The following is a 25,998-nucleotide window of genomic DNA, read 5'->3' on the forward strand; positions in this document are numbered from 1 at the left end:
GTTCTTTATAGCACTTAGCGGAAGTGTTTAATGGATTACAATGATTCATTAATAATGCAAATGCAGTGATAAAACGATTTTTTAAAATCCGATTGTTTTCTTTTGTCTCCATACTTTCTTGACAATTGAATAGTAGAATAATAGATGTTAAACAATTTACAAGAGGAGTGGAAAGTTTGCAGAAGAAATGGATTGTCGCACTGACTTCGGTTGTAACTGCGGTTTTAGTGTTTACTATTATCCAGTGGGCCAGTTCATCAGAGGCACAACAGAGCTCAAGTGAGCCGAAAAGCGAGAATACGGATATTGAATCGCCTGGTTTGAAAACATTGACCGGGAAAGAGGGCAACGGCATAAAAAAATACGAGTTGACAGCAGAACCAGTGACTCAAAAATTCACGGATGGTTTCAAGGCAAAAGCATGGGGATTCAATGGCAGTGCGCCTGGACCTACCCTGGTTGCTGAAGAAGGAGATACAGTAGAAATCACTGTTCATAATAGCCTGCCTGAAGCAACATCCGTTCATTGGCATGGTCTTGAAGTACCAAATGATATGGATGGGGTGCCTCTGGTACAGGATTCGCCCAAAATTAAACCTGGTGAATCTTTTACGTATAAATTCACTCTGGAACAATCAGGAACTTATATGTATCACTCCCATACCAAAGTTTCAAAGCAGGAGTTAATGGGCCTTACTGGCTCTTTTGTCATTCAACCAAAAAAACAAAATGAACAAGTGGATAGAGATATCGTCATGATGTTGCAAGAGTGGACACTTGATGGCGCTGGTGGTCACGGGGACATGAACACTGAGCAAGAACATCAAACGGGTACAGAAGAGGATGACACGGAAGATGCGGAAAATGAAAAAGGCGTCTATGAAGTCGACCCAATGGGAATGGAGCCAAATATGTTTACCATTAATGGGAAATCTTACCCTTCTACAGAACCAATCAAAGTTAAAAAGGGCGAGACTGTCCGTATACGTTTTACAAACCTAAGTGGTAATTCGCATCCAATGCATATGCATGGGGATGATTTTAAAGTGGTTGCGGCAGACGGCAACCGGATTAATAAGTCAGCACAACTTGAAAAAAATACGATTAACGTTGCAGCTGGAGAAACGTGGGATATTGAATTTACCGCTGAAAATGTTGGTACATGGCCAATTCATTGCCATAAACCCCATCACACGATGAATGCTAATGGTGAAACAGGGGGTATGTTCAACACCATTGAGGTTACTGAATAATCTTTTTAAAACCAAAAACCAGCATTGCCCTTCTATGAACGAGTATCTTTTATTATCTTGTACTTAAGTGTTTATTGGAAAGAGCCGGATCTAATGGGTCCGGCTCTTTCCCTTAACTGTGTTTGTTTATTAACTTGATTATTAAAGCATTTGCCTGTTAAAAAAAGTGGAAGTGTTTAAAAGATCATCTATCAACAAAAGATTTTAATATAGTTCAATTCATAAAACGCGGGAGTAACGAAAAAGATTTGGCAGTTTGTCTTTCATTAAGAAAAATGATAATATAATTGCATAGTTTATTTTGTACCTTACGGGGGTATTGTATTGTAATAAACAAGTAATAAATTGGGAAAACAAAGAATGAGTCCCAGAAAGGAGAAGTTAAATGGCTAAATTTGAAGACGAAAATCACAATGGAAATACTAAGCATAATCAACATGATCACCAGCATCATGATAATCATCACGACCATCATCGTATGGAAAAAGGGCAAACGAATCAGCACTCTGAACACGATATGCACAGTCATCACGCTGATGATCATGAAGGCCACGCTAGCCACAGCAACGGAGAACATAAGCATCACGACCACGATGATGACCATCACGATCACGGGGGTCACGATCATCATGGACACGGCCATCACGATCATGGTGATATGGTCAGTGATTTTAAGAAAAGGTTTTATATATCCCTGATTTTCACGATTCCCATTCTGATTTTGTCGCCGATGATCCAGGATTTTATTGGTGTTGACTGGGGTTTTCCGGCTGATCAATACATCCTGTTTGCACTTTCGACCTTTGTATTTTTTTATGGCGGGTGGCCGTTCATTACTGGCGCGGTTAGTGAGTTGAAAGATAAAAACCCGGGCATGATGACACTAATTGGCCTGGCGATCCTTGTCGCGTATGGCTACAGTTCAATGACCGTTTTCGGCTGGGAAGGTAAGGATTTCTTCTGGGAACTTGCCACACTGATTGACATTATGCTGCTAGGTCATTGGATTGAAATGCGGTCGGTGATGGGAGCATCGAACGCACTTGAAGAACTGGTTAAACTGATGCCGCGTGAAGCACATAAGCTTGATGAGAACGGTGACGTGACGGACGTTCCAACATCGGAATTGAAACATGACGATAACGTACTGATCAAACCCGGAGAAAAAATTCCGGTCGACGGAACGATTTATGAAGGCAGTTCGGCAATTGACGAATCGATGCTGACCGGTGAATCTGTTCCCATAGAAAAGAATAAAGGCGATGAAGTAATAGGTGGATCTATCAATAAAGAAGGATCCATTAAAGTAACGGTTGAAAAAACTGGTGAAGATTCCTACCTATCCCAGGTCATTACGCTGGTCAAGGAAGCGCAGGAATCCAAGTCAAAAACACAGGATCTGACCAACCGTGCTGCCAAATGGCTGTTTTATATCGCCCTTGCATCCGGGTTTATCACATTGATTGTATGGTTAATACTTGGTTATCCGTTGGACGTTGCAGTAGAGCGAATGGTTACGGTGATGGTCATTACGTGTCCGCATGCGCTTGGTCTGGCAGCACCATTGGTCGTGGCGGTATCAACATCCATATCCGCTAAACAGGGACTGCTTATACGGAACCGCGCCAATTTTGAAGGGGCAAGAAAACTGAACGCCGTCGTTTTTGATAAGACAGGCACCCTCACCCAAGGTGAATTCGGTATAACGAATATTGTGCCAAGCAACGGCTATCAGGAAAATGATGTCTTGACATGGGCTGCCAGTCTTGAACAGAATTCAGAACATCCGATAGCAGCAGGCATTGTCAACTCGGCAAACGAAAAAGATCTTAAAGTGAAAAAAATTGAGGCGTTTGAATCCATTACCGGTAAAGGAATTGAAGGAAAAATCGAGAGCAAAAAAGTAAATGTCGTAAGTCCTGGCTATGTTGACAATAACAACATGAACTATGACCGGGATACGTTCGCCGAGTTGTCTGAAGAGGGTAAAACCGTTGTCTTTGTTCTGCTTGATGACGAATTGATTGGAATGGTTGCACTTGCAGATATGGTTCGTGAAACAGCAAAAGAAGCCATTGCATCCTTAAAAGAAAAAGGTATTCACGCCATTATGTTGACTGGCGACAATAAAAAAGTTGCGAATTGGGTCGCCAAGCAATTAGATATCGATGAAGTTTATGCGGAAGTTTTGCCTGACGATAAAGCCAATCAGGTCAAAACGATTAAAAGCAAAGGCTGGGAAGTTGCTATGACAGGTGACGGGGTTAACGATGCGCCCGCACTGGCAACAGCCGATTTAGGTATTGCGATCGGTGCCGGAACGGATGTAGCCATGGAGTCAGCTGATGTCGTGCTTGTCAAAAGCAATCCAAAAGATGTCGTATCACTAATGGAGCTATCCAGAAAAACGTATCGCAAAATGGTTCAGAACCTTTGGTGGGCAGCTGGCTATAACATATTTGCAATTCCTCTGGCAGCGGGGGTCCTGGCGCCAATAGGGATTGTGCTCAGCCCTGCAGTTGGAGCGGTATTAATGAGTTTGAGTACAGTTATTGTTGCGATTAACGCCAAATTGCTAAAAGCTTAGCACAGAGGGTGTCCTTAAATGAATAGTTTTGGGGCACCTTTTTAAGGTAGTAATACTCCTATTGACACATATTAGCTATAAGATGGTTGTGGAAGAGATAATATATCTGGTAAAGTTCTGTGCAAACTTTCTCGATAATTATTCTGTATAATGTTGTCACGGTTGACGAAAAAAGGTGATGTCGCGCATGTTATGGAGTTTTAATCGTATTGGTCACTGATTTCATTCGTGGAGGCCATAAACGGATTCCTATAAAAACGGTCAGAGAACGACTAGAACGGGAGTAGATTGATGAACAAAAAATCGTAAATGCCTGTAAGGGTATGAAAAACCTAAGGAGCTGATGTTATGACGGGTAATATGATGGGTGGCGGTATGAGCGGTGGCTGCTTTGGATTCGGATTCTTTACAATTCTTATTATCCTGGCAGTTATTGCCATTGCTGTCTGGATGTTCAAAGGGTCGGATAATAGAGCATTCCGTAATAATTCATTGGAGACCCTGAAAGAAAGATTGGCAAAGGGTGAGATATCAGAGGAAGAATATGACCGACTTAAACGAAAACTGAAAGAGTGAAGTATGCCTCGGAAATGTAAATAGATGAAAAATAGAAGGGTGACAAGTTGTGAATAGAAAAATTATTGGTTCCATTTTAATAATTGTGCTTGCTGTTATTTGGGGGGGCGTCTATTTCAGTTCTGATTTTGGTGGATTTAAGGGTGGATCGTCAGATGATGTCATGGACCAGGGGAGTACAAGTATTATGGAAGTTGATGACCAGGAAGCGGGTGACCGTCCCGTTAAAACATTTGATCTGATTACACAGGAAACGGAGTGGAGGATCAGCCAAGAAAAAACAATTAATGCCTGGACATATAATGGGAGCGTCCCGGGAGAAGCGCTGCGTGTAAGGGAAGGCGATTTCGTCCGTGTTCATCTTAAGAATAAGCTGGATGTGCCTGTTACCATTCATTGGCATGGGATGATTCTTCCCAACAAAATGGATGGTGTTCCCGGTTTGACACAGGATGCGGTTCAACCCGGGGAATCATTCACGTATGAATTCATTGCCAATGACCCCGGGACTTATTGGTATCACTCGCATCAGCATAGTTCGGAACAGGTTGACAGGGGACTATATGGTTCGCTGGTGATTGACGAGAAGCAAACTGAGCAGAAGAATGATTTTGATCAGGACAAAGTTTTCATATTGGACGAATGGTCAACTGGCCAAGGAAGTCAGGGAATAGGGGGTATGATGGGAGCTATGTCTGGTGATGGTGAAGCTGATACAAAACAGGCATACGATACGTTCACAATTAATGGTAAATCTGGTCAAGCAATCGAACCTTTTGTTATGACAGAGGGCGAGACAGCACGCTTACGATTTATCAATGCAGGCTATCAGCAACACCAGCTTGTTTTTCCGGAAGGGTCTATGGAGGTGATTGCCAACGATGGAGAAGCGGTCGACGGCTCAAAAGGTTCGTCCAATGTACTGGAGATTGCTCCGGGCGAAAGAATTGATGTCGCCTTTACAAAACCGGATAAAGAATCGGTTGTCATTGGTGAGAATCCTGACATTGTAAACGCAGGGGATATGCAGATTCCTATAGTTTCCCGGGAAAGCAGCGATTATTCAGGATACGATGGTCTGACGGCAGTTTCAGGTCAACCTGTTGCCAGGGGGACTTCATATGGCAGTGAAAGTCTTATTTTCGAAGAGCTCCCTAAACCTGATGTTACGTATAATATGGACTTGAGTATGGGCATGAACATGGGGGAAGGCATGACATTTCAGATTAACAAGGAGACTTTCCCGGACACTCCACCTATTCAGGTGGAAGAGGGCGATGTTGTGAAAGTTAATATTCAAAACAGCGGACGGATGAATCACCCGATGCATCTGCATGGACACCGGTTTCAGGTGATGTCTAAAAACGGCAATCAATATGATGAACCGATTGTTAAAGATTTGATTCATGTTAATCCTGGTGAAAATTACGAGATTTATTTCAAGGCCAACAATAAGGGTGAATGGTTATTCCATTGTCATGATAATAACCATGCGGACCAGGGAATGGTAACGATTGTGGATTATAAAAGTGTATACTCGCCGTTTGAGATTGGTGGAGAGCATCAGAATCAACCGTAAGTCAGGATTAAATAATAGCCTAAAAACAAGATGGTATTCTCATTCATAGTGGAAGTCAACAGTAAACTTGATAAATGGTGAAGAGTCTGTAACAAGTATTCACACATTATGATGTAAGAACGGCTCAGGCCGCTAAAGTCCTGGTCTGGGAGCCGTTCGATTGTACTATCTAAAATGCATTGAGTTGTTTATTAGCCCTTCATATTGCTTTCCATCCGTTTAAACCGTTCGTTTATTTCGTAAACCATTTGTTTAATTTCTTCAGTCATACGCATATGCTCCTTCATCATCTCCATCATTTGCATTTGCTGCATATTATTATTGGACATCATCGTCTCTCCCCTGTTTGATTGATAAGGATAATAATATGCAGGATAAGGTTGTGTATAATACATTTAAATCACTCCTAAACAAGTCTTAACAGTAGCCTATGATTATAGTTGAATCAGTGTGTGTGTGAATATTAAATTCTCAGCAGGAATAGTACCGATTACATTAATAACAATTGAAATCATCTTTGCTTAATGAAATTGTTACACGAAGGAGATTACAATATGACAAATACGAAGCAAACGGAAACGATCAAGCGAAGATATAACCGTATCTCCAGCGCATTTGACTTTATGGACCGGATAATCCGTGAAAAGTGGCGGAAAGAACTGCTGCAGCACGCTAAAGGAAAGGTATTAGAGGTCGGTGTTGGCACAGGTTTGAACCTTAAATACTATCCTGATCATGCTGAGGTAACAGGAATAGATTTCAGTCCTGCGATGCTCCAAAAAGCAAGAGAAAAAGCAGATAGGATGCCCCAACATTTTGAGTTGCTGGAAATGGACGCACAACAGATGAATTTCTCTGACAATACGTTTGACACTGTGGTTACTACCTGTGTGTTTTGTTCTGTTCCTGATCCAGTCAAAGGGTTAAAAGAAATTCGCCGGGTCACGAAGCCTGAAGGGAAAATCATCATGTTGGAGCATATGCGGAGTAATAATGAATTTTTCGGTAAAACGATGGATATATTAAATCCAATTGGTTTGCACATTGTGGGGGCAAACATCAATCGAAAGACGATGGAGAATATACAACAGGCAGACATGAAAGTCGAAAATGAAGAATTCCTGATGACTTCGGTTATGCGAAAATTGCTGCTTTCGCCGAACAAAGAATAGGATTAACAAACGTATAGTTATATTCTCCGTTCAAGACAGGGCATGACCGTATATGGTGTGATAATATATACGGTATGTTGAGTGACAATAAAGATGTTGCTCAAACGGGCAATATTAAATGGAAAAGGGTTATTGATAAAAGTAAAAATTACTATTGACCCCGTACTATGGTACGGGATGCATACTAATAACTGAGAGGGGGCTGAAATGGAAGGATTAACAATAAGCCAGGTAGCAAAAGGGGCAAACGTCAACATTGAAACCATTCGATATTATGAAAGGCGTGAATTGATTTCTGATCCTCCTCGAACGGAATCAGGTTACAGGAAATTCCCTCAAGAAGTCGTAGAAGATATTAAATTTATCAAACGTACGCAGGAATTAGGGTTTACTCTCGAAGAAATTAAAAACCTCTTAGCTGCATCAAATCACAAAAATTTTCGTTCAGTGGAAATGCACGATTTTGTAACAAGTAAAATAAAAGAGATTGAAACGAAAATTCATGATTTACACCAAATGAAAACATTGCTTGAAGACTTGGCGGAAAAGTGTCCTGGTTCCGGTGTTTCAAAAGAGGAATGTCCAATTATTAAAAATTTTAAAGGAGTGAATTAGAAATGGCTAAACGATTAGTAGAAGTATTTACGGCGGGTTGTAGTGTTTGTGAAGGTGCTGTGCAACAAGTGAAAGATTTGGCTTGTGATAAATGCGAAGTAGTGGTTTATGATTTGAATAGAAAATGTGACACACTCGAATGTGAAGAAAAAGCGAGGGAGTATGGCGTGAAATCTGTTCCAGCCGTTGCAATCAATGGGGAACTGGTCAGCAACAACGGCATAGACACCGGGGAATTAAAAGCGGCAGGTTTAGGCCAATAAATAATGACTGGCAAGGGTGAAATTCTTCCCCTTGCTTTCTTATGCAAGAAGGGGATTTGCCCGTGAATACTGTGGTTTCAAAGAATGTAACAATAATTTCATATGTGGTAGCTATGACATTTATAATCACCATGATTACGACTTCGGTCATATTGAATAATCATCAAATCATTTTACCTGAACTTGCGGCAATGGCGATTGCCATGTGGGTATATCGAGAAGCCGGATGGATTAGGCAGCCATTGAAAATTCTCATTGCCCCATCCCTCACTGCTGTCATTGGGTTTATGGTTAATCTATTACCAATTTCTTATGTAGGAAAAGTAGGTATCACAATTGTGCTTTTGATGCTCTTGTTACGTCTCATTCGATCAAACTTGGCACCGTCTATTGCAACAGGATTACTGCCAGTGGTGATTGATATAAGCGGATTGGCATTTGTTATATCGACGATTATACTGACTTTCACATTGATGTTAGGTGTTCTCATATTTCGTTTGAATGACGGGCTTGAAAAAAAAGTAAAAGTACAGTATAAGTACATGTTAATTTTTGTAGTGTTAAACTTTATATGGATTGCTTTAGTTTGGGCTGTTGGCTATCCCCAACTGGCAGCTATTCCACCAATCCTCGTTGTTGTGTATGAATCTCTTCAGATGCCTAAGTACAACGGAAAGGTAGCATTTAAACAAGGGTTGGTATTGACAGTATCTGCAACTGTTGGAACGCTGTTATACTTTGCTGTTGATTCGATAATTTTAGTAACGTTAATAGATATGATATTGATGTATTTCCTTTTGCGTATTGTTGGTGTCCGTATCCCAGCAGTGTACGCTTTTCCACTTCTCCCGTTTATTTTCCCAGATAGAATCGTAGCGATGTTGCCGTTAGGTTCATTAATTACATGTGTATTTCTGTTTGGATTGGTTTTAGTATATAAAAATCTAGAAGTCCGGTGAAACAGTCGAACTGTGCTAGGAATTTCCCTGCTTTCTGTCGAATATAGTCTATAGAACACTTATAAAAGGATGATCCGTTTATGCATTCGCCAAAGCAAACTCACATTCAACCCAACATGTTTCAATATATTGATATGGAGGATCTTGTTCCCGGGCACCATATCCTGAGAAGAGTGAAAGATGTGATCGACTTTTCAACTGCCCACGATTGGGTGAAACCCCTCTACTCCGAAAAAACAGGCCGACCGTCTACAAATGCTGAATTGGTCGTGCGGCTGGTTGTACTGGAGTATCTATTTAATCACTCGGAACGGGAACTGTTTGAAACGCTCCCCATGCATGCAGGCTACCTGTGGTTTTGCGGCCTGGATTTTGAGTCTTCTCTTCCCGACCGGACAACACTTGTTAAAACAAGAGCACTTTGGCGTCGCCACGGTATTTTTGATGATATCATGATGCATGTTGTTAATCAGTGCATTGCTTCCGGCTTCGTTCGCCCGGACGTTCATGCCGGTGTGGACGGCACACAAGTGCGTGCAAATGCGTCCATTCACAGTCTGGAAGAAATAGAGCTGGCCCCGGTTCAAACCATTGAAGATTCCTGGCAGATAAAAAGCAACGTGACGAGGCATCCTTGGCTTCATCAGACAATACGGACAGCGACAATGATGATCAAAATCCTCAGCCTCCGAAATCAAAGAACAATCATCAAACGGATCAGCTTCAGGAAAATGCCAGCCATGAGGACTTTCATGGCAAAACGTTTTCCAATCAAACCCATCGGAGTACGACAGATCCTGATGCCCGTTTGTACAAAAAGAGCAAAGGGCAGGAAGCTTATCCGCGATACCTTGTGCACGACCTGATAGACGTTGAATCAGGCATTATTTTGAAAACCGATGCAAGCATTGCTTCCGGTACAGCTGAAAGAGAAATTAGCCAACAACAGCTAAACGCTGTTCGATTTCAGTATCCGCAAATCCATATTCGGACGTTGTCGGGTGACAAGGCCTATGGCACACCGGCGTATTTGGCTTATCTATTTTCTCAAGGCATCACGCCTTTGATTTCGCTGCGGGACCATGAGTTGGAAGAGATCCCGACTTGGCAAAGGAAAACCCACAACCCTGAACACCAAAGAAAACGTCAGGAAAAAACCGATCACGTCAAGGCCAAAAATCAAGCAAAACAAATTCAGATTGATGGCAAATACCAGGAAATCCAGGACAAGCGCGCCCAATGTGAACATGGATTCGCCGAAGCCAAGACAGTGCATGGGCTGGATCGTGCCAGAAGCAGAGAGCTGGACTGTATGCAGGAGCAGACACTCTGCACCGCCATCGTTCAAAATCTTAAGAAGTTAAGCCGGTTCAAAGGCAAAAGGCCCGGGACCGGTGTTTCAGCATGCGCTGAAACGGAAAAACGGGATGAAATACACGATCGTCATCACTTTGTTTCCTTTACTTTTAAGGTTTTTAAGGGAATCCAGGAAAAATTCGCGTCTTTGTTCGCATTTTTGATAGATAAAAAATATAGTTTTTCACCGGACTTCTAGAAATGAAGCGAAGTGGAAAGGTAATGCAAATTTAAAGGAGACAAGATTAGATAGTACAACAAGAGTGGAATCGCCCCTTGTGAAATTAACATCTATTCCTATTCAATAAGGCGCGATTGCGGAATGACTAACCAATTTCTGTAACTTATTTTCGGTTCAACAATGAACACTTGATTAAAAATGAACAACTATTTTAAAAACAGTTCGGACGATGAATGCAAATGACTCTATTTGTACTGAACACGGTACACACATGTAGCTAATCTAAGCGTAAACTTTGAAACCTATGAACAATTAAAAACGTATGTATCAGGGGGGCGCCTCAACAAGATTTTTAAGACTTTGGGGCACCCCCTTTCGATATTTTTATTTTTCGATCAGGTTTTATTGCAGGTGATTATCGAATCATCACCGGTTTCAACATATTCAATGATGGTCCCCATGCTAGGTGGAGTTTAAGAATTACCTTTAAACTGATGGAAGCAGCGTTTATCACCTTAGCTTATCAAGGAGGGAGCTTTGGTTTTTTGGATGTTCCACTGTAATAATTAAGATTGCTGTTCTTCATTACTGGTATTATTTAGAAATAAGTGTTCTCCAATAAAAATCAAAAGAATGAAAAGAATGGAAACAAAAACAATTAAAAAATCATTTACTGCTTTTACCCAAACAAATGCCAGTAAAACTATGGCATCAAGAATAAGAGCAGTCAATACAATGCCAGAATTCGCTTTGACTTTATTACGAAGATGTTTGAACACCCCCCAGTGTACAATCATATCCATCACAAGGTATAAAATCGCTCCGACTGAAGCAATTCTGCTCAAATCAAAAACAACGGCCAATAGAATCGCAAGTACTACAGTATAAACCAACGTATGCATTTGGATACGCCCTGGCATACCAAAATGTTTATGAGGAATAAGTTTCATGTCTGTCAACATGGCCAGCATACGCGAGACAGCAAAAACACTGGCGATAATGCCGGAGATAGTTGCAATAATGGCAATACCAACAGTGAACCATACGCCGTACTCACCAAAAGCCGGTCGAGCTGCTGCTGCTAAGGAGTAATCCTTAGCTTCAATTATACTGCTTAAAGGAAGGTTGCTGGAAACAGCCCAAGCAGTCAATAAGTAAATAAGCAAACTTATGGATATTGATACGACTATTGCTCTCCCCACATTTTTCTTTGGCTTAACGATTTCAGAACCACTATTTGTAATGGTTGTAAAGCCTTTAAATGATAAAATTGTTAAAGCGACTGCAGCAACCATACTTGTTACTGTAGAATCCGGAGATCCGTTTCCGCCTTCGGCAGGGGTAAAGGAAAACCCGGCAACCCATAATCCGCCCATTGCGAAAACGACTAAACCGAGTATCTTGAGTAGCGATACAATGGAAGTGAAAGTTTGAATGAAGCTGTTTCCCGAGATATTTATAAGGAAAGCGAAAATTAATAGACCGACCCCTAACACTGGTACAAGGTAACTGGAAGCGTCAATATTGAATATCTGCAGGGTGTAGGTACCGAATGTTCGTGCTACCAAACTCTGGTTGATCACCATTGATACAGCCATTAGCATAGCAGCCGAGGCCGTTAAGGTTCCTTTGCCATAAGCTTTAACAAGAAACATTCCTATTCCGCCAGCAGAAGGGTATTCGTTACTCATCTTTACATAGGAATAAGCACTAAATCCTGTAACAATACCACCTATAATAAACATGACTGGGAACCACTGCCTGCTAGTTCAGCAACCTGTCCCAATAAAGCAAAAATCCCTGCACTGATCATTACTCCCGTTCCTAGGCCTATAGCACCTATAAGAGAGAGACTGTTTTCCTTATATTGCCCCACTATTATCACCTCAATAGTTGTATTTTTCTTTTATCTCCTGTGTTTATGCAGATGTATGCAACGTTTTTATAGACGATTATTAAAGCCTTCCCAACATGTTTGGGTGCCGTCCATAGTGGGCGTTTATTTTTTTCATTCGGTATATAATCATTCATGATGGAAAAAAATAATGTCGACTTCACTGTGAAAGGAGAGTGTTTAATGGGTGTATTATCGACGTCACCAACAGCGATGGATGCCTGTATTGAAGCATGCTTTAATTGCATGAGAGCTTGTGAGGAATGTACGACAGCTTGTTTACAGGAACCGGATGCACAGGCTCGGGTGACATGTATCCAGACGTTAAATGACTGTGCGGAAATATGTGCGCAGTCGGGGCAATATATGTCCAGAAGTAGTACATTTTCAGCCCAATTGTGCGGTGTATGCGCGAATGTCTGTGAACAATGTGCTGCTGAATGTGAAAAATTCAAAGATACCCATTGCCAAGAATGTGCAGCAATATGCCGGCAATGTGCAGAAGAGTGCCGAAAAATGGCCGGATGATCAAATCAGTTGCGTGCGGAAAGCGTTTAGTTTTCTGCGCGTAATATTTTAACACATCGTAGGTTTCCATTATAGTTCCATTAATTTCATGATGACTTTACACTCTTCATTTTGTGAGGACAATTTCACCAGGACTGGCAGCGGTCTTTCTTCATGTCATTATGGGATTGACGATGGTTATCTCCTCATTAGAATCCACTAGTCTAATGCCATTATGGTAACGACCGATACCTTCTTCATCTGGTGTATAATGCGTACCTGTAAGCACTTGTCCTTCAGTTCCACCCTATAATACCAATTTCAATTGTTTTTGCATTTCAGACTTCCATTAAATTAGGATAAAAGAGAAGCCATTCCATGAAGAACAGCCTCTTAATATCTGTATTACTCTACAACCAGCGTAGATTGCATGTCGGCATGTCCTTCGCCACAAGGGACACTGCAGTAAATGGTGTATTCACCTGATTCCTCAGGAGTAAAGGAAGCTTCACCTTCACCTTCTATATTCACATCAAATTCGTCAATTGCAACCCCGTGCATGCCTTCTTCATTTGTAAGGGAAACGGCAACTTCCTCACCGGCAGCTACAGTATATTTATCCTGACCAAATTCAAAATTGGATGCTGTTAAACTAAGTTCATTGCTTGCTGTTTCCGGTGAACCATTATCGGCACTTTCCGAATTACCCGAATCACCGTTGTCACTTCCACCGCATGCTGCAAGAAACAAAACAAGCCCCAGTGTCAGCATTGCCAATAAGTTTCTCTTCATTGTAGCCCCTCCTCAAACATTACCTTTTTATTCTCTACAATGCTAATCATATTTGCAGAATGTGCATTTTTTGTGGAGAAACTGGAACAATTTATTGAACAATATATCACGGTTATTTTCCCTTAATAACCACTCCTGAAAATTCTAGTCCTATAAATAAAATTGTTAAGATGAATAATAGCAGATAGGGATGTTTCAGTACGAACAAAGTTGCTTGGCTAGATTGTTTTCGAATCAACTCTTCAGTCATATATAAAACAAGCAATAACACCATGGTCACGATCAGTGCCACTATTTTAATGATGGCGTCAGGGCTGGTCATGGCCAACATATCCCCGAGTATGGCCCCCATCATTCCACCCATTAATCCGGAAAGCATACCGTCAATAACTGCTGGCAATCCGACAGGTATTCCAGCGAGTAATCCTGTTGTCACCCCAATCAGGATGCCATATAGTGTTGATACAAACAAGCTACCTTGGAGGAATACTCCCAAGATGGTTCCCATTAAGATGCCAGCCGTCATACCAACCGACATGGAAATCACCATTCCGTTCATAAGCGATACCCACTTACGGTAATACGTGATGTAGGTGACAATAATCAGCACTTGAATGGTAAAAAGTGCGATTATGAGAAATAATGAAAAAGACATGATTTCAACTCCGATCATAAGTTGTCCATAATAATATATTCAGATCAGATTCAAACTATGTTACCTAACGAGGGTATATAAAATAATGATACCTCTAAATATTTACTTGTATATTCTGTCAATATTATCGGTTGACAAATAATACACTAGGGGGGTATACTATAATCAGAAACGGAAAGGAAGTGAAGTAGTTGGGCGAATACTTGTATGATCAACCGGTAAAACCGCGGACAAAAGATGAGAAAGATGCTGTCGTTAATCGTTTGAAGCGGATTGAAGGACAAGTGCGGGGTATTCAAAAGATGGTTGAAGAAGACCGTTATTGTGTTGATATATTAGTTCAAATCAGTGCTATTAATGCTGCCCTGAAAAAAGTTGGATTTTCAGTGGCTGAACGGCATACAAAGCACTGCGTCAGTGATGCGGTTCAAACTGGGAACGGACATGAAGCCATCGATGAACTAATGGAGGTTATGAAGCAGTTTTCCAAGTAAGGGGGTATTTTGTCTATGAGTGAGGCGCAACAACAGAATGAAGTAAACCAGCAGCATACACAGCTTGGTGTAACAGGAATGACTTGTGCTGCCTGCTCTAATCGTATTGAGAAAACTTTGAACAAAATGGAAGGTGTGGAAGCACAAGTTAATGTAACGACCGAAAGGGCAACGATAGACTATGATTCAGACAAAACGTCCATAGAAGATATTACGAATAAAATTGAAAATGTCGGCTACGGCGTTTTAATGGATAAATCAGAACTAGATGTTTTTGGGATGACGTGTGCAACTTGTTCTACCCGTATTGAAAAAGTCTTGAATAAGCAAGAAGGGGTTAAATCTGCCAATGTCAACTTAACAACAGAAACCGCATCCGTAGAATATAACCCAGGACTCACAGATACGAAAGCATTGATTGATAAAATCAAAAATGTAGGTTATGACGCGAAACCTAAAGCTGAAGCAGCAGAAAAGCAAACGCATAAAGAAAAAGAACTAAAGCATCAGAAGACGAAGTTAATCATTTCAGCGGTGTTAGCTGCACCGCTATTAGTAACGATGCTGGTTCATTTATTTAATATGACGATACCGGCTATATTCATGAATCCGTGGTTCCAATTTGCTTTAGCAACGCCTGTTCAATTTATTATCGGCTGGCAATTTTATGTTGGTGCCTATAAGAACCTTCGCAATGGTGGCGCGAACATGGATGTGCTTGTTGCATTAGGTACGAGTGCAGCTTATTTCTATAGTTTGTCTGAAGCAATCAGGACCATCGGCAATCCGGCGTATGAACCACATTTGTATTTTGAAACAAGTGCTGTATTAATCACGTTGATTTTATTTGGTAAGTATTTGGAAGCACGAGCAAAAACCCAGACAACGAATGCACTGTCCTCTTTGCTGAATTTACAGGCGAAAGAAGCGCGCGTTATAAGAGATGGCGAGGAAATCATGACGCCAGTTGAGGATGTCGTCGTTGGCGATCGGTTAGTTGTAAAACCGGGAGAGAAAATACCTGTAGACGGTACGGTTGTAAAGGGCAGAACCTCTGTCGATGAATCGATGATTACGGGAGAATCCATTCCAATTGAAAAGGACGTAGATGCAACGGTCATCGGCTCAACGATAAATAAAAATGGCTCGATTGAAATGCATGCAACAAAGGTTGGTAAAGATACTGCCCTGGCATCGATTGTGAAAGTAGTTGAGGACGCACAAGGGTCAAAAGCACCGATCCAACGGTTAGCCGATGTCATTTCCGGCTATTTCGTACCGATCGTTGTAGGTATTGCCATTCTGACGTTTATCGTCTGGATTTCATTTGTCCAACCTGGTCAATTTGAGCCTGCTTTAGTCGCGTCGATTGCTGTTCTTGTTATTGCATGTCCTTGTGCTTTAGGGCTTGCAACACCAACATCCATTATGGTTGGTACAGGAAAGGCTGCAGAGAACGGCATTCTATTTAAGGGTGGCGAACATCTCGAGCGTACGCATGAATTAGATGCAATCGTACTAGATAAAACGGGAACCATCACAAAAGGAAAACCTGAAGTAACAAACTTTACAGGTGATGAAGAAACATTACAGTTACTCGCGAGTGCAGAAAAAGGTTCAGAGCATCCACTTGCAGAAGCCATTGTTGCCTATGCAACAGAAAGAGATATTGATCTAGGTGAAGCAGATGATTTCAATGCAATACCTGGACACGGTATTGAAGCTGTGATTTCCAGTAAGCAAATCCTTGTAGGAAATCGAAAACTCATGCAAGATCACCAAGTCAACATTGGTGATGCAGAACAAGAATTAATCGATTACGAAACTGATGGCAAAACAGCGATGTTAATTGCTATTGACGGAAAATATCGCGGAATTGTTGCTGTTGCAGATACGATTAAAGAAACAGCACCACAAGCAATAAGCGAGCTACAAGATGAAGGCCTAGAAGTTATCATGTTAACAGGTGATAACGAGCGAACTGCACAAGCTATTGCGAAACAGGTTGGCATCGACCAAGTAATCGCCCAAGTGTTACCTGAAGAAAAAGCGGATAAAATAAAAGAAATCAAGTTGCAGGATAAGAAAGTTGCAATGGTTGGGGATGGCGTAAATGATGCTCCTGCATTAGCTATCGCCGACATTGGAGTTGCCATTGGAACCGGTACAGAAGTGGCCATTGAAGCTGCTGACATTACGATTCTTGGTGGTGAGCTATTGCTCATACCGAAAGCAATTAAAATAAGCCATTCAACGATTAGAAATATCCGTCAAAATCTCTTCTGGGCGTTTGGCTACAATACAGCGGGAATCCCGGTTGCAGCAGTTGGATTACTTGCACCATGGGTTGCTGGTGCAGCAATGGCGTTAAGTTCGGTAAGTGTTGTTTCGAACTCACTTCGCTTAAAACGCGTGAAAATATAAAAAGACCAATTGAAAGGAGGTGAAAAAGTCATGGAGAAAACTTTAAATGTGCAAGGTATGTCATGTGGTCATTGCAAAATGTCAGTTGAAGGTGTACTAAATGAATTAGATGGCGTATCAGCAGCTGAAGTTAATTTAGAAGCTGGCAAAGTAGATGTTACTTTTGACGAATCAAAAGTAAATGTTGATGCCATGAAAGAAGCTGTTGAAGATCAAGGCTATGATGTTAGTGCCTAAATATAAAGATGAAAAGCTGATTTTCTATTTGGAAAATCAGCTTTTTTTATTCCCAATTGCTACTTTGTATACCTGATGCCATAAGGAAATTAGTTTTCTGATAACAGCTTCATTTCTTGAGAGTTGAAACCGAGATTTTTTCATTGTACTAAAACGGTTTTGTCTATATTCGAAATATAATCCAATTTCTCAATTGATCTCATCTGTGTTATCGTAATAGAATTAGTTGATTAATGCCCATTATTGTTAATAATCTAACAATATGTATGTTTTATTTTTGCTTTATCAGATGAGAAGGAGTAAACACTAGAAAAATAGGCGGATGAAATACTCTGAAAATAAGTCTAGTACGGGCTTGCGTGATGTAATTAGACAATTAAACAATATGTTGTAAATTAAAATTCACAAAAGGAATAAGACTTTTATGGTTAGGCAACCTTTTTAATGAATGTCTTTCATTTTTTATATCATGGGTAATCACCCATATTTATTTCGATTAACGTAAAGCCTTTTTGATTGGTGAACATTGGTTCAACTCCTAACTAGATAGTTTTGATTAATTGGAATATCGGTCGCATAAGGACCATGTGGATAAAAATAATCAGCTTGACTAAAATCATAAGCCTCCGCATCCGCATTTTTTTGAAATATGATGGATATTTGTTTATCAATTAGCAGTAAATTTGCCAACAGGCTTGTAATGTAGACCCCTAACCCCTCTTGAAAATTCAGCTTGGCTACTTTTTTTGTTCGGATATATGATTATGGATATGCCATTCATTAATAAAGAACTGACGTGAGAAGTAACATAACCCGCAATATTTTCATTCCTATCTTCCAGAGTGACCGTCTGATACGGTTTTGCCTGCAGAATTGTTTGAGCAATGCGTATAAAGTTGTGGTTTTTCACCGTGGTCAGTTCTATAAACAGAATAATTCCGCTGCGGTTTGTGATCCATTCCTTCAGTTTTTTAGCAGGTTGGGAAAAAGAAAAAGTGTATCAAGGGTAAGGTTATTTTCCTGTGGTAGAATTCGGGTGGCCAGACTTTCCGTATGGTTGACCGGAAGTGTGACTAAAACGCAATGCATAATGATCGGTAAGGTGCACATAGATAATTGTTGTTTGCGGTTTTCGAACTTCACCTATATCCATTCCAGATGTAAACTTATAATAGGTTAGTAGTAATTGTGTTATTGGTTAATGGGAATCGTCTAGTGAAGGATTTTTTCCAAATACACGAAAGTTGATGTCTGCCTGATTTGGAAAAGGGTAGAAGTGAATATCCGAAGCACATAGCAGAGGATGTTCTGAGATTTTGGAAGCTGCGTCCAAAGAAACTTTCACCTCCTTTGTTAGAGTAATTCGACAGGTTCAGTCAAACTCCTTCTTTTTTTTATAAATTTTTTATAAAATTTTTAAGGCAGGGGAAAGGTAAATATTTTTAAGGGTGTTAATAACTATCTGGGAGTTTATTCAACATAGCATTAATCATTCACAATTTACTTCTGGATACTATGATTTGCATATATAAGCATTTAATTATATAATGATTTGAGAATGAGAGAGGGGGGTGTATGTATGCTTAAAACTGCAATTGAAATGGATAAAGCTGCCATGATTTTAAAATTGTTGGGGGATAAAACGCGTTTAACCATGGTAAAAATACTTGATAAACATGATTGCTGTGTCTGTGAGTTTGTGGAGATTTTCAAGGCAAGCCAGCCGTCCATCAGCCAGCACCTGAGAAAACTGAGGGATGTTGGGCTGGTAAAAGAAGAAAGAAGGGGACAATGGATATTTTATTCCATCAATAAAACGCATGAATATTATCCATTTGTTCAACAGCTGCTTGAACCGTTACCTGACCAAGATGATAAATTAAAGCAATTGGAAGAAAGCGGTACGCGAATTACTTGTTGTTAATTGGGGGTTAACGTTTTGTCATCAACGCTTATACTAGCCATTTTAATCTTTTTCGTAACACTTATTTTGGTTATTTGGCAGCCTAAGGGACTGAATATCGGCTGGTCTGCGATTGGCGGTGCTGTTGTTGCCTTATTGGTAGGTGTCGTCGGGTTTAGTGATGTTTGGGAAGTAACAGAAATTGTGTGGAATGCAACCCTGGCTTTTGTCGCTATTATCCTTATTTCACTCATATTGGATGAAATCGGTCTGTTTGAATGGGCTGCACTGCATATGGCCAGAATTGCAAGCGGTCATGGAATCAAGATGTTTGTCTATATTAGTATTTTAGGTGCGGTTGTAGCGGCCTTTTTCGCTAATGATGGGGCAGCACTGATATTGACACCGATTGTGCTTGCAATGGTAAGAAATCTGAATTTTAAGGAAAAGATGATCTTTCCTTTTATTATGGCCAGTGGTTTTATCGCCGATACGACCTCTTTGCCTTTCGTGGTAAGTAACCTGGTCAATATTGTGTCGGCCGATTTCTTTGGCATCGGATTTGTCGAATATGCATCCCGGATGATTATTCCGAACCTTTTTGCCCTGACGGCTACCATTATGGTTCTATTGATTTATTTCAGAAAAAGCATCCCCAGATCCTATGAGGTGACTAAATTAAATGAACCCGGAGATGCCATTAAAGACATGAAAATGTTCCGCGTGTCTTGGTATGTGCTCGGATTATTGGTGATCGGCTACTTTGTGAGTGAGTTTATCTATCTTCCTGTTTCCATTGTGGCGGGCGTTATAGCGATTTTCTTCCTGCTGATGGCACGAAACAGCAAAGCGGTGGATACAAAAGCAGTTGTGAAGGGAGCACCATGGGATATTGTATTTTTCTCCTTAGGGATGTATGTAGTTGTATACGGATTGGGAAATGCCGGCCTTACAGATGCATTGGGCGTTGTTATTGAGGCTGCTGCTGAACAAGGATTGTTTGCGGCCACAATGGCTATGGGCTTTATTGCTGCTTTCCTGTCATCCATCATGAACAATATGCCAACCGTGATGATCGATGCTTTGGCTATTGCTGAAACAAGTACTTCCGGTACGATACGGGAGGCGTTGGTGTATGCCAACGTGGTTGGTTCGGACTTAGGGCCGAAAATTACACCGATCGGGTCACTGGCGACTCTGGTTTGGCTTCACGTCCTTTCCCAAAAAGGCGTCAAGATTTCCTGGGGAACCTATTTCAAAATCGGGATAGCTTTAACGGTACCAATCCTGTTTATTACCTTGTTAGGACTGTATTTGACATTATTGTTGATATAAGAAAAATACCGGATGTCATGATCAAACAAAAGGAGAATGAGTATGTCCAAAAAAACAATCTATTTCCTCTGTACAGGGAATTCTTGCCGAAGCCAAATGGCAGAAGGCTGGGCGAAAACATATCTAGGAGACGAATGGGAAGTTAGAAGTGCAGGGATTGAGGCACATGGCTTGAATCCCAATGCCGTAAAAGCAATGAAAGAAGTAGGGATTGATATTTCTGACCAAAAGTCAGAGAAAATTGATCCGGAATATTTGAATAATGCTACGATGGCAGTGACATTATGTGCTGATGCAGAAGATCGTTGCCCAATGACACCTCCCCATGTAAAACGGGAACACTGGGGCTTTGATGATCCTGCAAAAGCGGAAGGAACGGAAGAAGAGAAATGGGCCGTTTTCCAACGTGTAAGAGATGAAATTGGAGACAGAATCAAGCATTTTGCTGAAACGGGTGAATAAATGGATAGAGAAGCCATGGGATCATCATCTCGGGGCTTTTCTGTTATCCATTATATAAATACATGCTTATATTTTAATGCGAAGGAGCGTTTTGTGATGTAGAAAGTAGAAATTTATGATCCGGCCATGTGCTGTTCTACAGGCGTTTGTGGGCCGGGTGTGTCGATCCGAAATTAACCAGAGTTGCATCGGCCGTTTATTCGTTAGAACAAAAGGGCGTGGACATTAAGCGTTTTAATCTGGCTAATGAGCCCGCCGCTTTTACTAAAAATGAAACCGTCAATCAAGTGCTTCAGGAAAAGGAGCGGATGCGCTACCTGCTACTCTTTTAGATGGGAAAGTTTTAAAGATTGGCGAATATCCAACCAATGAAGAATATGCTGAATGGATGGAAGTAAAAGCAGACGAATTAACACAAAAGCCGCGTGTAAGCGTTTCTGTAAAATTGGACTAAAAAAAGGGGGGAACGACTATGTATCAACGGTGCCATTGCCGGTATTTGCAGGCTTAATTGACTCTTCTCCCTCATCCAATATAAACGGATAATGGTGCGTCAGCGTCATCATGTGTGCATAAAAAGGTTCATCCTTTTCAGACAGGTCCTCAAGCATTGGCATCAACTGTTTAAAGAATGGTTTATCCTTCAACCCATAGTTGATGACTTTATCCTCGCTCATATCGTAATACGCATCATCATAAAACTTATCAATCCCAAATTGCTTGTAAATTTTGTCGCGATTCCAAAACGATCCTTCATCACCGTGGAGTACGGCGCTCGTATAGTCTTGCTCCTGTTCCATAATAGCCGGCAGCGCCTGATATGTATTTGAACCTTTTGTGACAAATGCCGCTCCCTGAGGTAAACCATATAATGCGTTATCCAGCAAAAGCTCAGCGTCTGCGGTTTTACCTTGTGCGGTCTGGTGGAAGAAATTATCAAAATACGTGAAATCCTTGCTCTGATTATGAACAAGCGAGTTTAAAAACGGCGTTACTTCTTCCCCATTTAATTCATAATCAATCAAGAACGACTGGAACGACTCCAGATGGATCTTGATGATATTTTTGCCTTCTGCTTTTCCGAAATATTTAGCATTTGGCTCCGCGTACTTTCTATCGGTATAGTTTTCGACTTCAGTTAAATCCTCACTGGAAGCCATTGAACGTTTAGCACTTGCCTTAACAGTCTGTACTGTGTTCAGAACGGCAAAGTTAGGCGCACCGAGATATTTGACGATATAATTATTGTCAAAGACCCTTTCCAGCAATTGTGGACGGTCTATATGTGCCAATCCTAAATTGACCGTAAATACAAGTACACCGGAGGCTAGTACAGCAAAAGGTTTTTTGATACTTAATCGGGCCGGGGACCATTGTGCTTTACGTTTAACAAACAGCATAGTCAGGATAACGAGATCCAAAGAATAAAAAAGGTCGTACCACTCAGCTAATCCAAAGAAGCTTTTGCCGATGCTGCCAGCATTGTCGGTCTGCATCAGTGTGTGGACGGTAATAAAGCTACCAAATTCCCGATAAAAAATAACGTTGGCATACAAGAACAATGTCAGTAATGTGTCAAAAATGAGCAGCCATATACCAAATCGTTTTCCCTTAAAAAATAGTGCAAGACCAAGGATAATCAATCCCGAACTCAACGGGTTGATGAACAGCAGAAAATGCTGCATCAAATTACTGACACCTAAATTAAATTCTGTGATATATATGATATACGTTTTCATCCAAAATAGGATAACAGCGAGTAGAAAAAATCCCATTTTGGTAGATTTTAAGACTTTTAGTTTTTCCACTTATTCTCACCCCAGATTCATCTTGCTGCCTAGAGATATTGCCGACACACAACTGTACGTTTCTTTCTAATCGGCACACTTGAGGAAGCAGAATAATTTTTAATCACAATTTATTTTAAACTTGAATTTTCAACTTGTTAAGATCCAAATTAATGGTAAATATACATTCGATAACTGACCAATTAATAAACATATTGTATTCTTCGATGTGGAATGCTCTTTATGTCGTACAGTGAAGGAGATAGACAATTAATGTAGGCTTTAGCATTAATAAGAGCTGGAAAGTAAAATAAACTTGTTCTTAATTCTGACTGTCTCTTCTGATCTCTTACATTTGCTTCATCTTTCCATCCCTCGCACACTGTAAGAAACTACAATGATTACTTTTGAGCTACCAATAATCCAAGTGGATAATGTTCATTTGCACCAAAAATTGCTGGTTCAATGAATCCAACTTGCCCAATTTTTCAGGTAATTGAGGATCTGTTACATCTTCTTTAAGATATGTTGTAAGGGGATGGTAATACGTACTCTGAGCATACTTCACTGCCTCTTGATCTATATCGACACCTATAACCTCGCTGACCTGCTGGTTACATTTTTTTGCAAATAGCCGGGCCGGCACCACTGGTAAGTCAAGAACACGTCCATGTACATATTTGGAAGCGAAATGGTATCTCGCAATGTGCTCAAGCAACAACTCATTTGTAATCTTCATTTTTTCGGGTATAACTCTTTCTCCTGTATCAGTTAACATTATTGTCACCGCTTCATTAAAATTATGTGGTCAAAGTCAGTATAACTAATTGTATTTATAAAGTGAAGATTAAACTCAAATATAGTATATTATAAATAGTTATAGTTATAACTAGTTATAAAATGCTGGAAAGTTAGAATAAGGACTAACAAATAATTTTATGGAGGTTTATCTGACAGGGAAAGAATAGGTACAGACGGATTATATACATGGAATATAAGGGAGCAGAAGAACCGGATAATGAAGATGTATATCCCGCATCTTATAGTTTAAGGGAAAAAGGGAATGATTGAAAAAGGAGTAATATTAATTGAATTCTGCACAAAAACACCCAGATTTTCAAAATGAAAACGAACGATTAGAATATACAAAGAATCATATTCAGTCAATTTTAGAAGTTGCCGAGTCTACTCAAGGCGGTTACCGTGATAATATTAAGGATGCCTTTGTTAATTTAGATCATCTGGATAGTAGTTTGAGTTATATAAACATCTTAACAAATGCACGGCTGTTGGAAATGGTTCAAGGAGATATTGCCAACCTGTCCAAGATTAAAGACAAACCCTATTTTGGGAGAGTGGACTTTAACCGCGAAGGAGCCAATCAAACCGAAAAATATTATATTGGAAAATTTTCTCTTTACCGTAAAGATAATCAGGAACCAATTATTGTTGATTGGAGATCCCCGATCGCTAACATTTATTACGAAGGAAGATTAGGTGAGGTTTCGTACCATGCTGAAGATGGTGAACAAAACGGGCAATTAGAGCTAAAACGTCAATACGTTATAGAAGAAGGTGATCTTGAAGAAATAAGGGATATAGATATTACAACGCGTGACGAATTATTACAGAAATCACTCTCAGAGAAAGCGGACAAGCGTTTGAACGATATAGTCGCCACGATTCAAGAAGAGCAAAATAAAGTCATTCGTGCTGATCTGCAAAAACCAATGATTGTTCAAGGTGTCGCCGGGAGTGGCAAAACCACGATAGCACTGCATAGATTATCTTATTTTATATACACATTTGCTGATAAAGTCACGCCCGATAAAATGATGATCTTAGCACCAAATAAGATGTTTATTAATTTTATTGCTGAAGCTTTACCGGAATTAGGTGTGGAAAAGATTAAGCAAACAACCTTTACTGATTATGTACGTGCATGTTTAGGTAAAAAAATAAAATTAACTGACTCGAATGAAAAGCTTAAAGAATTAATCGATTCGACAAGTAAGAATAAACATAATATTAAATGGATTTCTGAATTTAAAGGATCGTTGCTGTTTGAGAAAATCTTAAAAAGATATTTAAAGGATATTCGGAATAATTATGTCCCGGAATACGATGTGTATATTGGGAAATATCGATTATATAGTAAAGAAAAGTTAAAAACACTATTCATCAAGGATTATCGCTATCTGCCTTTTATTAAACGAAAAGAAAAATTAAACGACTTATTAAAAGCAAATTTTCAAAAAAGAAAAAAGAAAATTATCGAGGCTATTGAGGATGATTTTGAAAATAAATATGATCATATTCTCTCCCGATACAAAAATCCAGAAGAACGAAGAGAAAAAATGGTGTCACTTATAGATAATAAAGAAAAAAGTCTAGAGGAAGTCAAAAGCCATACAAAACGGATTATTACAGATTATATGAAACGTTTCCCTAACAAAACAGCAATTGATTATTACAAAGAATTACTAACTGATCCGATTTTACTGAAAAAGTATGCTGAAGAAGACCTTACGAACGAAGAGATAGAAAAAATTACTTCTTACACTGAAAAATTGTTAAGAAAAAATACGTTTGAAATCGAGGATTTAGCACCATTGCTTTTCCTGCAAACACACTTAATTGGCATTCCTGAAGATTTAAAAATGAAAAATGTTGTTATAGATGAAGGACAAGATTACAGCCTTTTTCAAATACGAGCCTTACGTAAGGCTGTAGGAACAAATTTATTTACTATCTTAGGTGATTTGTCTCAAGGTATTCATTCCTATCGCGGGACTAATAATTGGGACTCTATTATTAAACATGGCCTCCCAAAGGTAAAACTGATTATTGCATTTAACTTGTACCAACCTTGCGGTTATTTGTACCAGTGATTGCGACTAGTTTCACCACTCCTTGCGGAACAATTTACCAATATCAATAAAAACTCCTGTATACTTAGTGGGCATG

At 40.0% G+C, this 25,998-nt stretch carries 21 protein-coding genes and 3 pseudogenes; 18 read left to right on the plus strand and 6 right to left on the minus strand.

Features of this window, described 5'->3' with window-relative positions:
• Nucleotides 1-176 precede the first annotated feature (176 nt).
• The 4 genes from ACFQ4A_RS16215 (at nt 177) to ACFQ4A_RS16230 (ending at nt 5,995) form a co-directional block, all read left to right on the plus strand.
• Nucleotides 177-1,253 carry a multicopper oxidase family protein gene (locus tag ACFQ4A_RS16215; protein ID WP_382402467.1) on the plus strand — a complete coding sequence of 359 codons (1,077 nt, stop codon included), beginning with the start codon at nt 177-179 and terminating at the stop codon, nt 1,251-1,253.
• 478 nt (nt 1,254-1,731) lie between these two features.
• The gene (locus ACFQ4A_RS16220; RefSeq protein WP_382402492.1) at nt 1,732-3,840 is read left to right on the plus strand and encodes a heavy metal translocating P-type ATPase; all 2,109 of its coding nucleotides are present in this window, start codon (nt 1,732-1,734) and stop codon (nt 3,838-3,840) included.
• 348 nt (nt 3,841-4,188) lie between these two features.
• Nucleotides 4,189-4,416 carry an SHOCT domain-containing protein gene (locus tag ACFQ4A_RS16225; protein ID WP_382402468.1) on the plus strand — a complete coding sequence of 76 codons (228 nt, stop codon included), beginning with the start codon at nt 4,189-4,191 and terminating at the stop codon, nt 4,414-4,416.
• A gap of 49 nt (nt 4,417-4,465) precedes the next feature.
• Entirely contained in the window at nt 4,466-5,995 is a 1,530-nt protein-coding gene (locus ACFQ4A_RS16230; protein WP_382402469.1) for a multicopper oxidase family protein, read from the plus strand.
• Between the two features lie 191 nt (nt 5,996-6,186).
• On the opposite strand, the gene ACFQ4A_RS16235 is transcribed toward ACFQ4A_RS16230, so the two are convergent.
• Nucleotides 6,187-6,390, minus strand: a complete 204-nt coding sequence (locus ACFQ4A_RS16235) for a hypothetical protein (RefSeq protein WP_382402470.1) — start codon at nt 6,388-6,390, stop codon at nt 6,187-6,189.
• Between the two features lie 159 nt (nt 6,391-6,549).
• Between ACFQ4A_RS16235 and ACFQ4A_RS16240 the strand changes: the two genes are divergently transcribed.
• From ACFQ4A_RS16240 to ACFQ4A_RS16260, 5 genes and pseudogenes are all read left to right on the plus strand, one after another.
• On the plus strand, nt 6,550-7,167 hold the full coding sequence (locus ACFQ4A_RS16240) for a class I SAM-dependent methyltransferase (protein WP_382402471.1): 618 nt from the start codon (nt 6,550-6,552) through the stop codon (nt 7,165-7,167).
• A gap of 207 nt (nt 7,168-7,374) precedes the next feature.
• Complete coding sequence (locus tag ACFQ4A_RS16245; protein WP_382402472.1) at nt 7,375-7,782, plus strand: MerR family transcriptional regulator; 408 nt, start codon at nt 7,375-7,377, stop codon at nt 7,780-7,782.
• Nucleotides 7,783-7,784: 2 nt separating this feature from the next.
• On the plus strand, nt 7,785-8,045 hold the full coding sequence (locus ACFQ4A_RS16250; RefSeq protein WP_382402473.1) for a thioredoxin family protein: 261 nt from the start codon (nt 7,785-7,787) through the stop codon (nt 8,043-8,045).
• Between the two features lie 62 nt (nt 8,046-8,107).
• Nucleotides 8,108-9,004 carry a hypothetical protein gene (locus ACFQ4A_RS16255; RefSeq protein WP_382402474.1) on the plus strand — a complete coding sequence of 299 codons (897 nt, stop codon included), beginning with the start codon at nt 8,108-8,110 and terminating at the stop codon, nt 9,002-9,004.
• An 80-nt stretch (nt 9,005-9,084) separates the two neighbouring features.
• Nucleotides 9,085-10,424 (plus strand): annotated as a pseudogene (locus ACFQ4A_RS16260) (transposase); the annotation flags it as partial.
• Nucleotides 10,425-11,107: 683 nt separating this feature from the next.
• Here the strand turns inward: ACFQ4A_RS16260 and ACFQ4A_RS16265 are convergent.
• Entirely contained in the window at nt 11,108-12,286 is a 1,179-nt protein-coding gene (locus ACFQ4A_RS16265) for an APC family permease (protein WP_449280308.1), read from the minus strand.
• Between the two features lie 515 nt (nt 12,287-12,801).
• Here ACFQ4A_RS16265 and ACFQ4A_RS16270 point away from each other — a divergent pair.
• The gene (locus ACFQ4A_RS16270) at nt 12,802-12,963 is read left to right on the plus strand and encodes a four-helix bundle copper-binding protein (protein WP_382402493.1); all 162 of its coding nucleotides are present in this window, start codon (nt 12,802-12,804) and stop codon (nt 12,961-12,963) included.
• Between the two features lie 384 nt (nt 12,964-13,347).
• Here the strand turns inward: ACFQ4A_RS16270 and ACFQ4A_RS16275 are convergent, their stop codons facing one another.
• Nucleotides 13,348-13,734 carry a cytochrome C oxidase subunit II gene (locus ACFQ4A_RS16275; RefSeq protein WP_382402475.1) on the minus strand — a complete coding sequence of 129 codons (387 nt, stop codon included), beginning with the start codon at nt 13,732-13,734 and terminating at the stop codon, nt 13,348-13,350.
• 112 nt (nt 13,735-13,846) lie between these two features.
• A complete protein-coding gene (locus ACFQ4A_RS16280; protein WP_382402476.1) occupies nt 13,847-14,389 on the minus strand; it encodes a hypothetical protein in 543 nt (180 codons plus the stop codon).
• 191 nt (nt 14,390-14,580) lie between these two features.
• Between ACFQ4A_RS16280 and ACFQ4A_RS16285 the strand changes: the two genes are divergently transcribed.
• The 7 genes and pseudogenes from ACFQ4A_RS16285 to arsD all read left to right on the plus strand — a co-directional run bounded on the left by ACFQ4A_RS16285 (nt 14,581) and on the right by arsD (nt 21,698).
• Nucleotides 14,581-14,883, plus strand: a complete 303-nt coding sequence (locus ACFQ4A_RS16285; RefSeq protein ID WP_382402477.1) for a metal-sensing transcriptional repressor — start codon at nt 14,581-14,583, stop codon at nt 14,881-14,883.
• Nucleotides 14,884-14,898: 15 nt separating this feature from the next.
• A complete protein-coding gene (locus ACFQ4A_RS16290; RefSeq protein WP_382402478.1) occupies nt 14,899-17,307 on the plus strand; it encodes a heavy metal translocating P-type ATPase in 2,409 nt (802 codons plus the stop codon).
• A gap of 30 nt (nt 17,308-17,337) precedes the next feature.
• Nucleotides 17,338-17,544 (plus strand): copper chaperone CopZ, encoded by a 207-nt coding sequence (copZ, locus tag ACFQ4A_RS16295; RefSeq protein WP_382402479.1) that lies wholly within the window; start codon nt 17,338-17,340, stop codon nt 17,542-17,544.
• 1,579 nt (nt 17,545-19,123) lie between these two features.
• Nucleotides 19,124-19,468 carry an ArsR/SmtB family transcription factor gene (locus ACFQ4A_RS16300; RefSeq protein ID WP_382402480.1) on the plus strand — a complete coding sequence of 115 codons (345 nt, stop codon included), beginning with the start codon at nt 19,124-19,126 and terminating at the stop codon, nt 19,466-19,468.
• Between the two features lie 15 nt (nt 19,469-19,483).
• Nucleotides 19,484-20,782 carry an arsenic transporter gene (locus ACFQ4A_RS16305; RefSeq protein WP_382402481.1) on the plus strand — a complete coding sequence of 433 codons (1,299 nt, stop codon included), beginning with the start codon at nt 19,484-19,486 and terminating at the stop codon, nt 20,780-20,782.
• A 42-nt stretch (nt 20,783-20,824) separates the two neighbouring features.
• Nucleotides 20,825-21,244 (plus strand): arsenate reductase (thioredoxin), encoded by a 420-nt coding sequence (arsC, locus tag ACFQ4A_RS16310; RefSeq protein WP_382402482.1) that lies wholly within the window; start codon nt 20,825-20,827, stop codon nt 21,242-21,244.
• A 126-nt stretch (nt 21,245-21,370) separates the two neighbouring features.
• Nucleotides 21,371-21,698, plus strand: a pseudogene (gene arsD, locus ACFQ4A_RS16315) (arsenite efflux transporter metallochaperone ArsD).
• A gap of 22 nt (nt 21,699-21,720) precedes the next feature.
• Here the strand turns inward: arsD and ACFQ4A_RS16320 are convergent.
• Both ACFQ4A_RS16320 and ACFQ4A_RS16325 read right to left on the minus strand, forming a co-directional pair.
• Nucleotides 21,721-23,019 (minus strand): annotated as a pseudogene (locus tag ACFQ4A_RS16320) (LTA synthase family protein); the annotation flags it as partial.
• Nucleotides 23,020-23,443: 424 nt separating this feature from the next.
• Complete coding sequence (locus ACFQ4A_RS16325; RefSeq protein ID WP_382402483.1) at nt 23,444-23,809, minus strand: hypothetical protein; 366 nt, start codon at nt 23,807-23,809, stop codon at nt 23,444-23,446.
• A 310-nt stretch (nt 23,810-24,119) separates the two neighbouring features.
• Here ACFQ4A_RS16325 and ACFQ4A_RS16330 point away from each other — a divergent pair, with 310 nt between their 5' ends.
• On the plus strand, nt 24,120-25,922 hold the full coding sequence (locus ACFQ4A_RS16330; RefSeq protein ID WP_382402484.1) for a HelD family protein: 1,803 nt from the start codon (nt 24,120-24,122) through the stop codon (nt 25,920-25,922).
• Nucleotides 25,923-25,998: the final 76 nt, after the last annotated feature.

Source organism: Lentibacillus salinarum (assembly GCF_042679865.1).
GTDB lineage: Bacteria > Bacillota > Bacilli > Bacillales > Amphibacillaceae > Lentibacillus > Lentibacillus salinarum.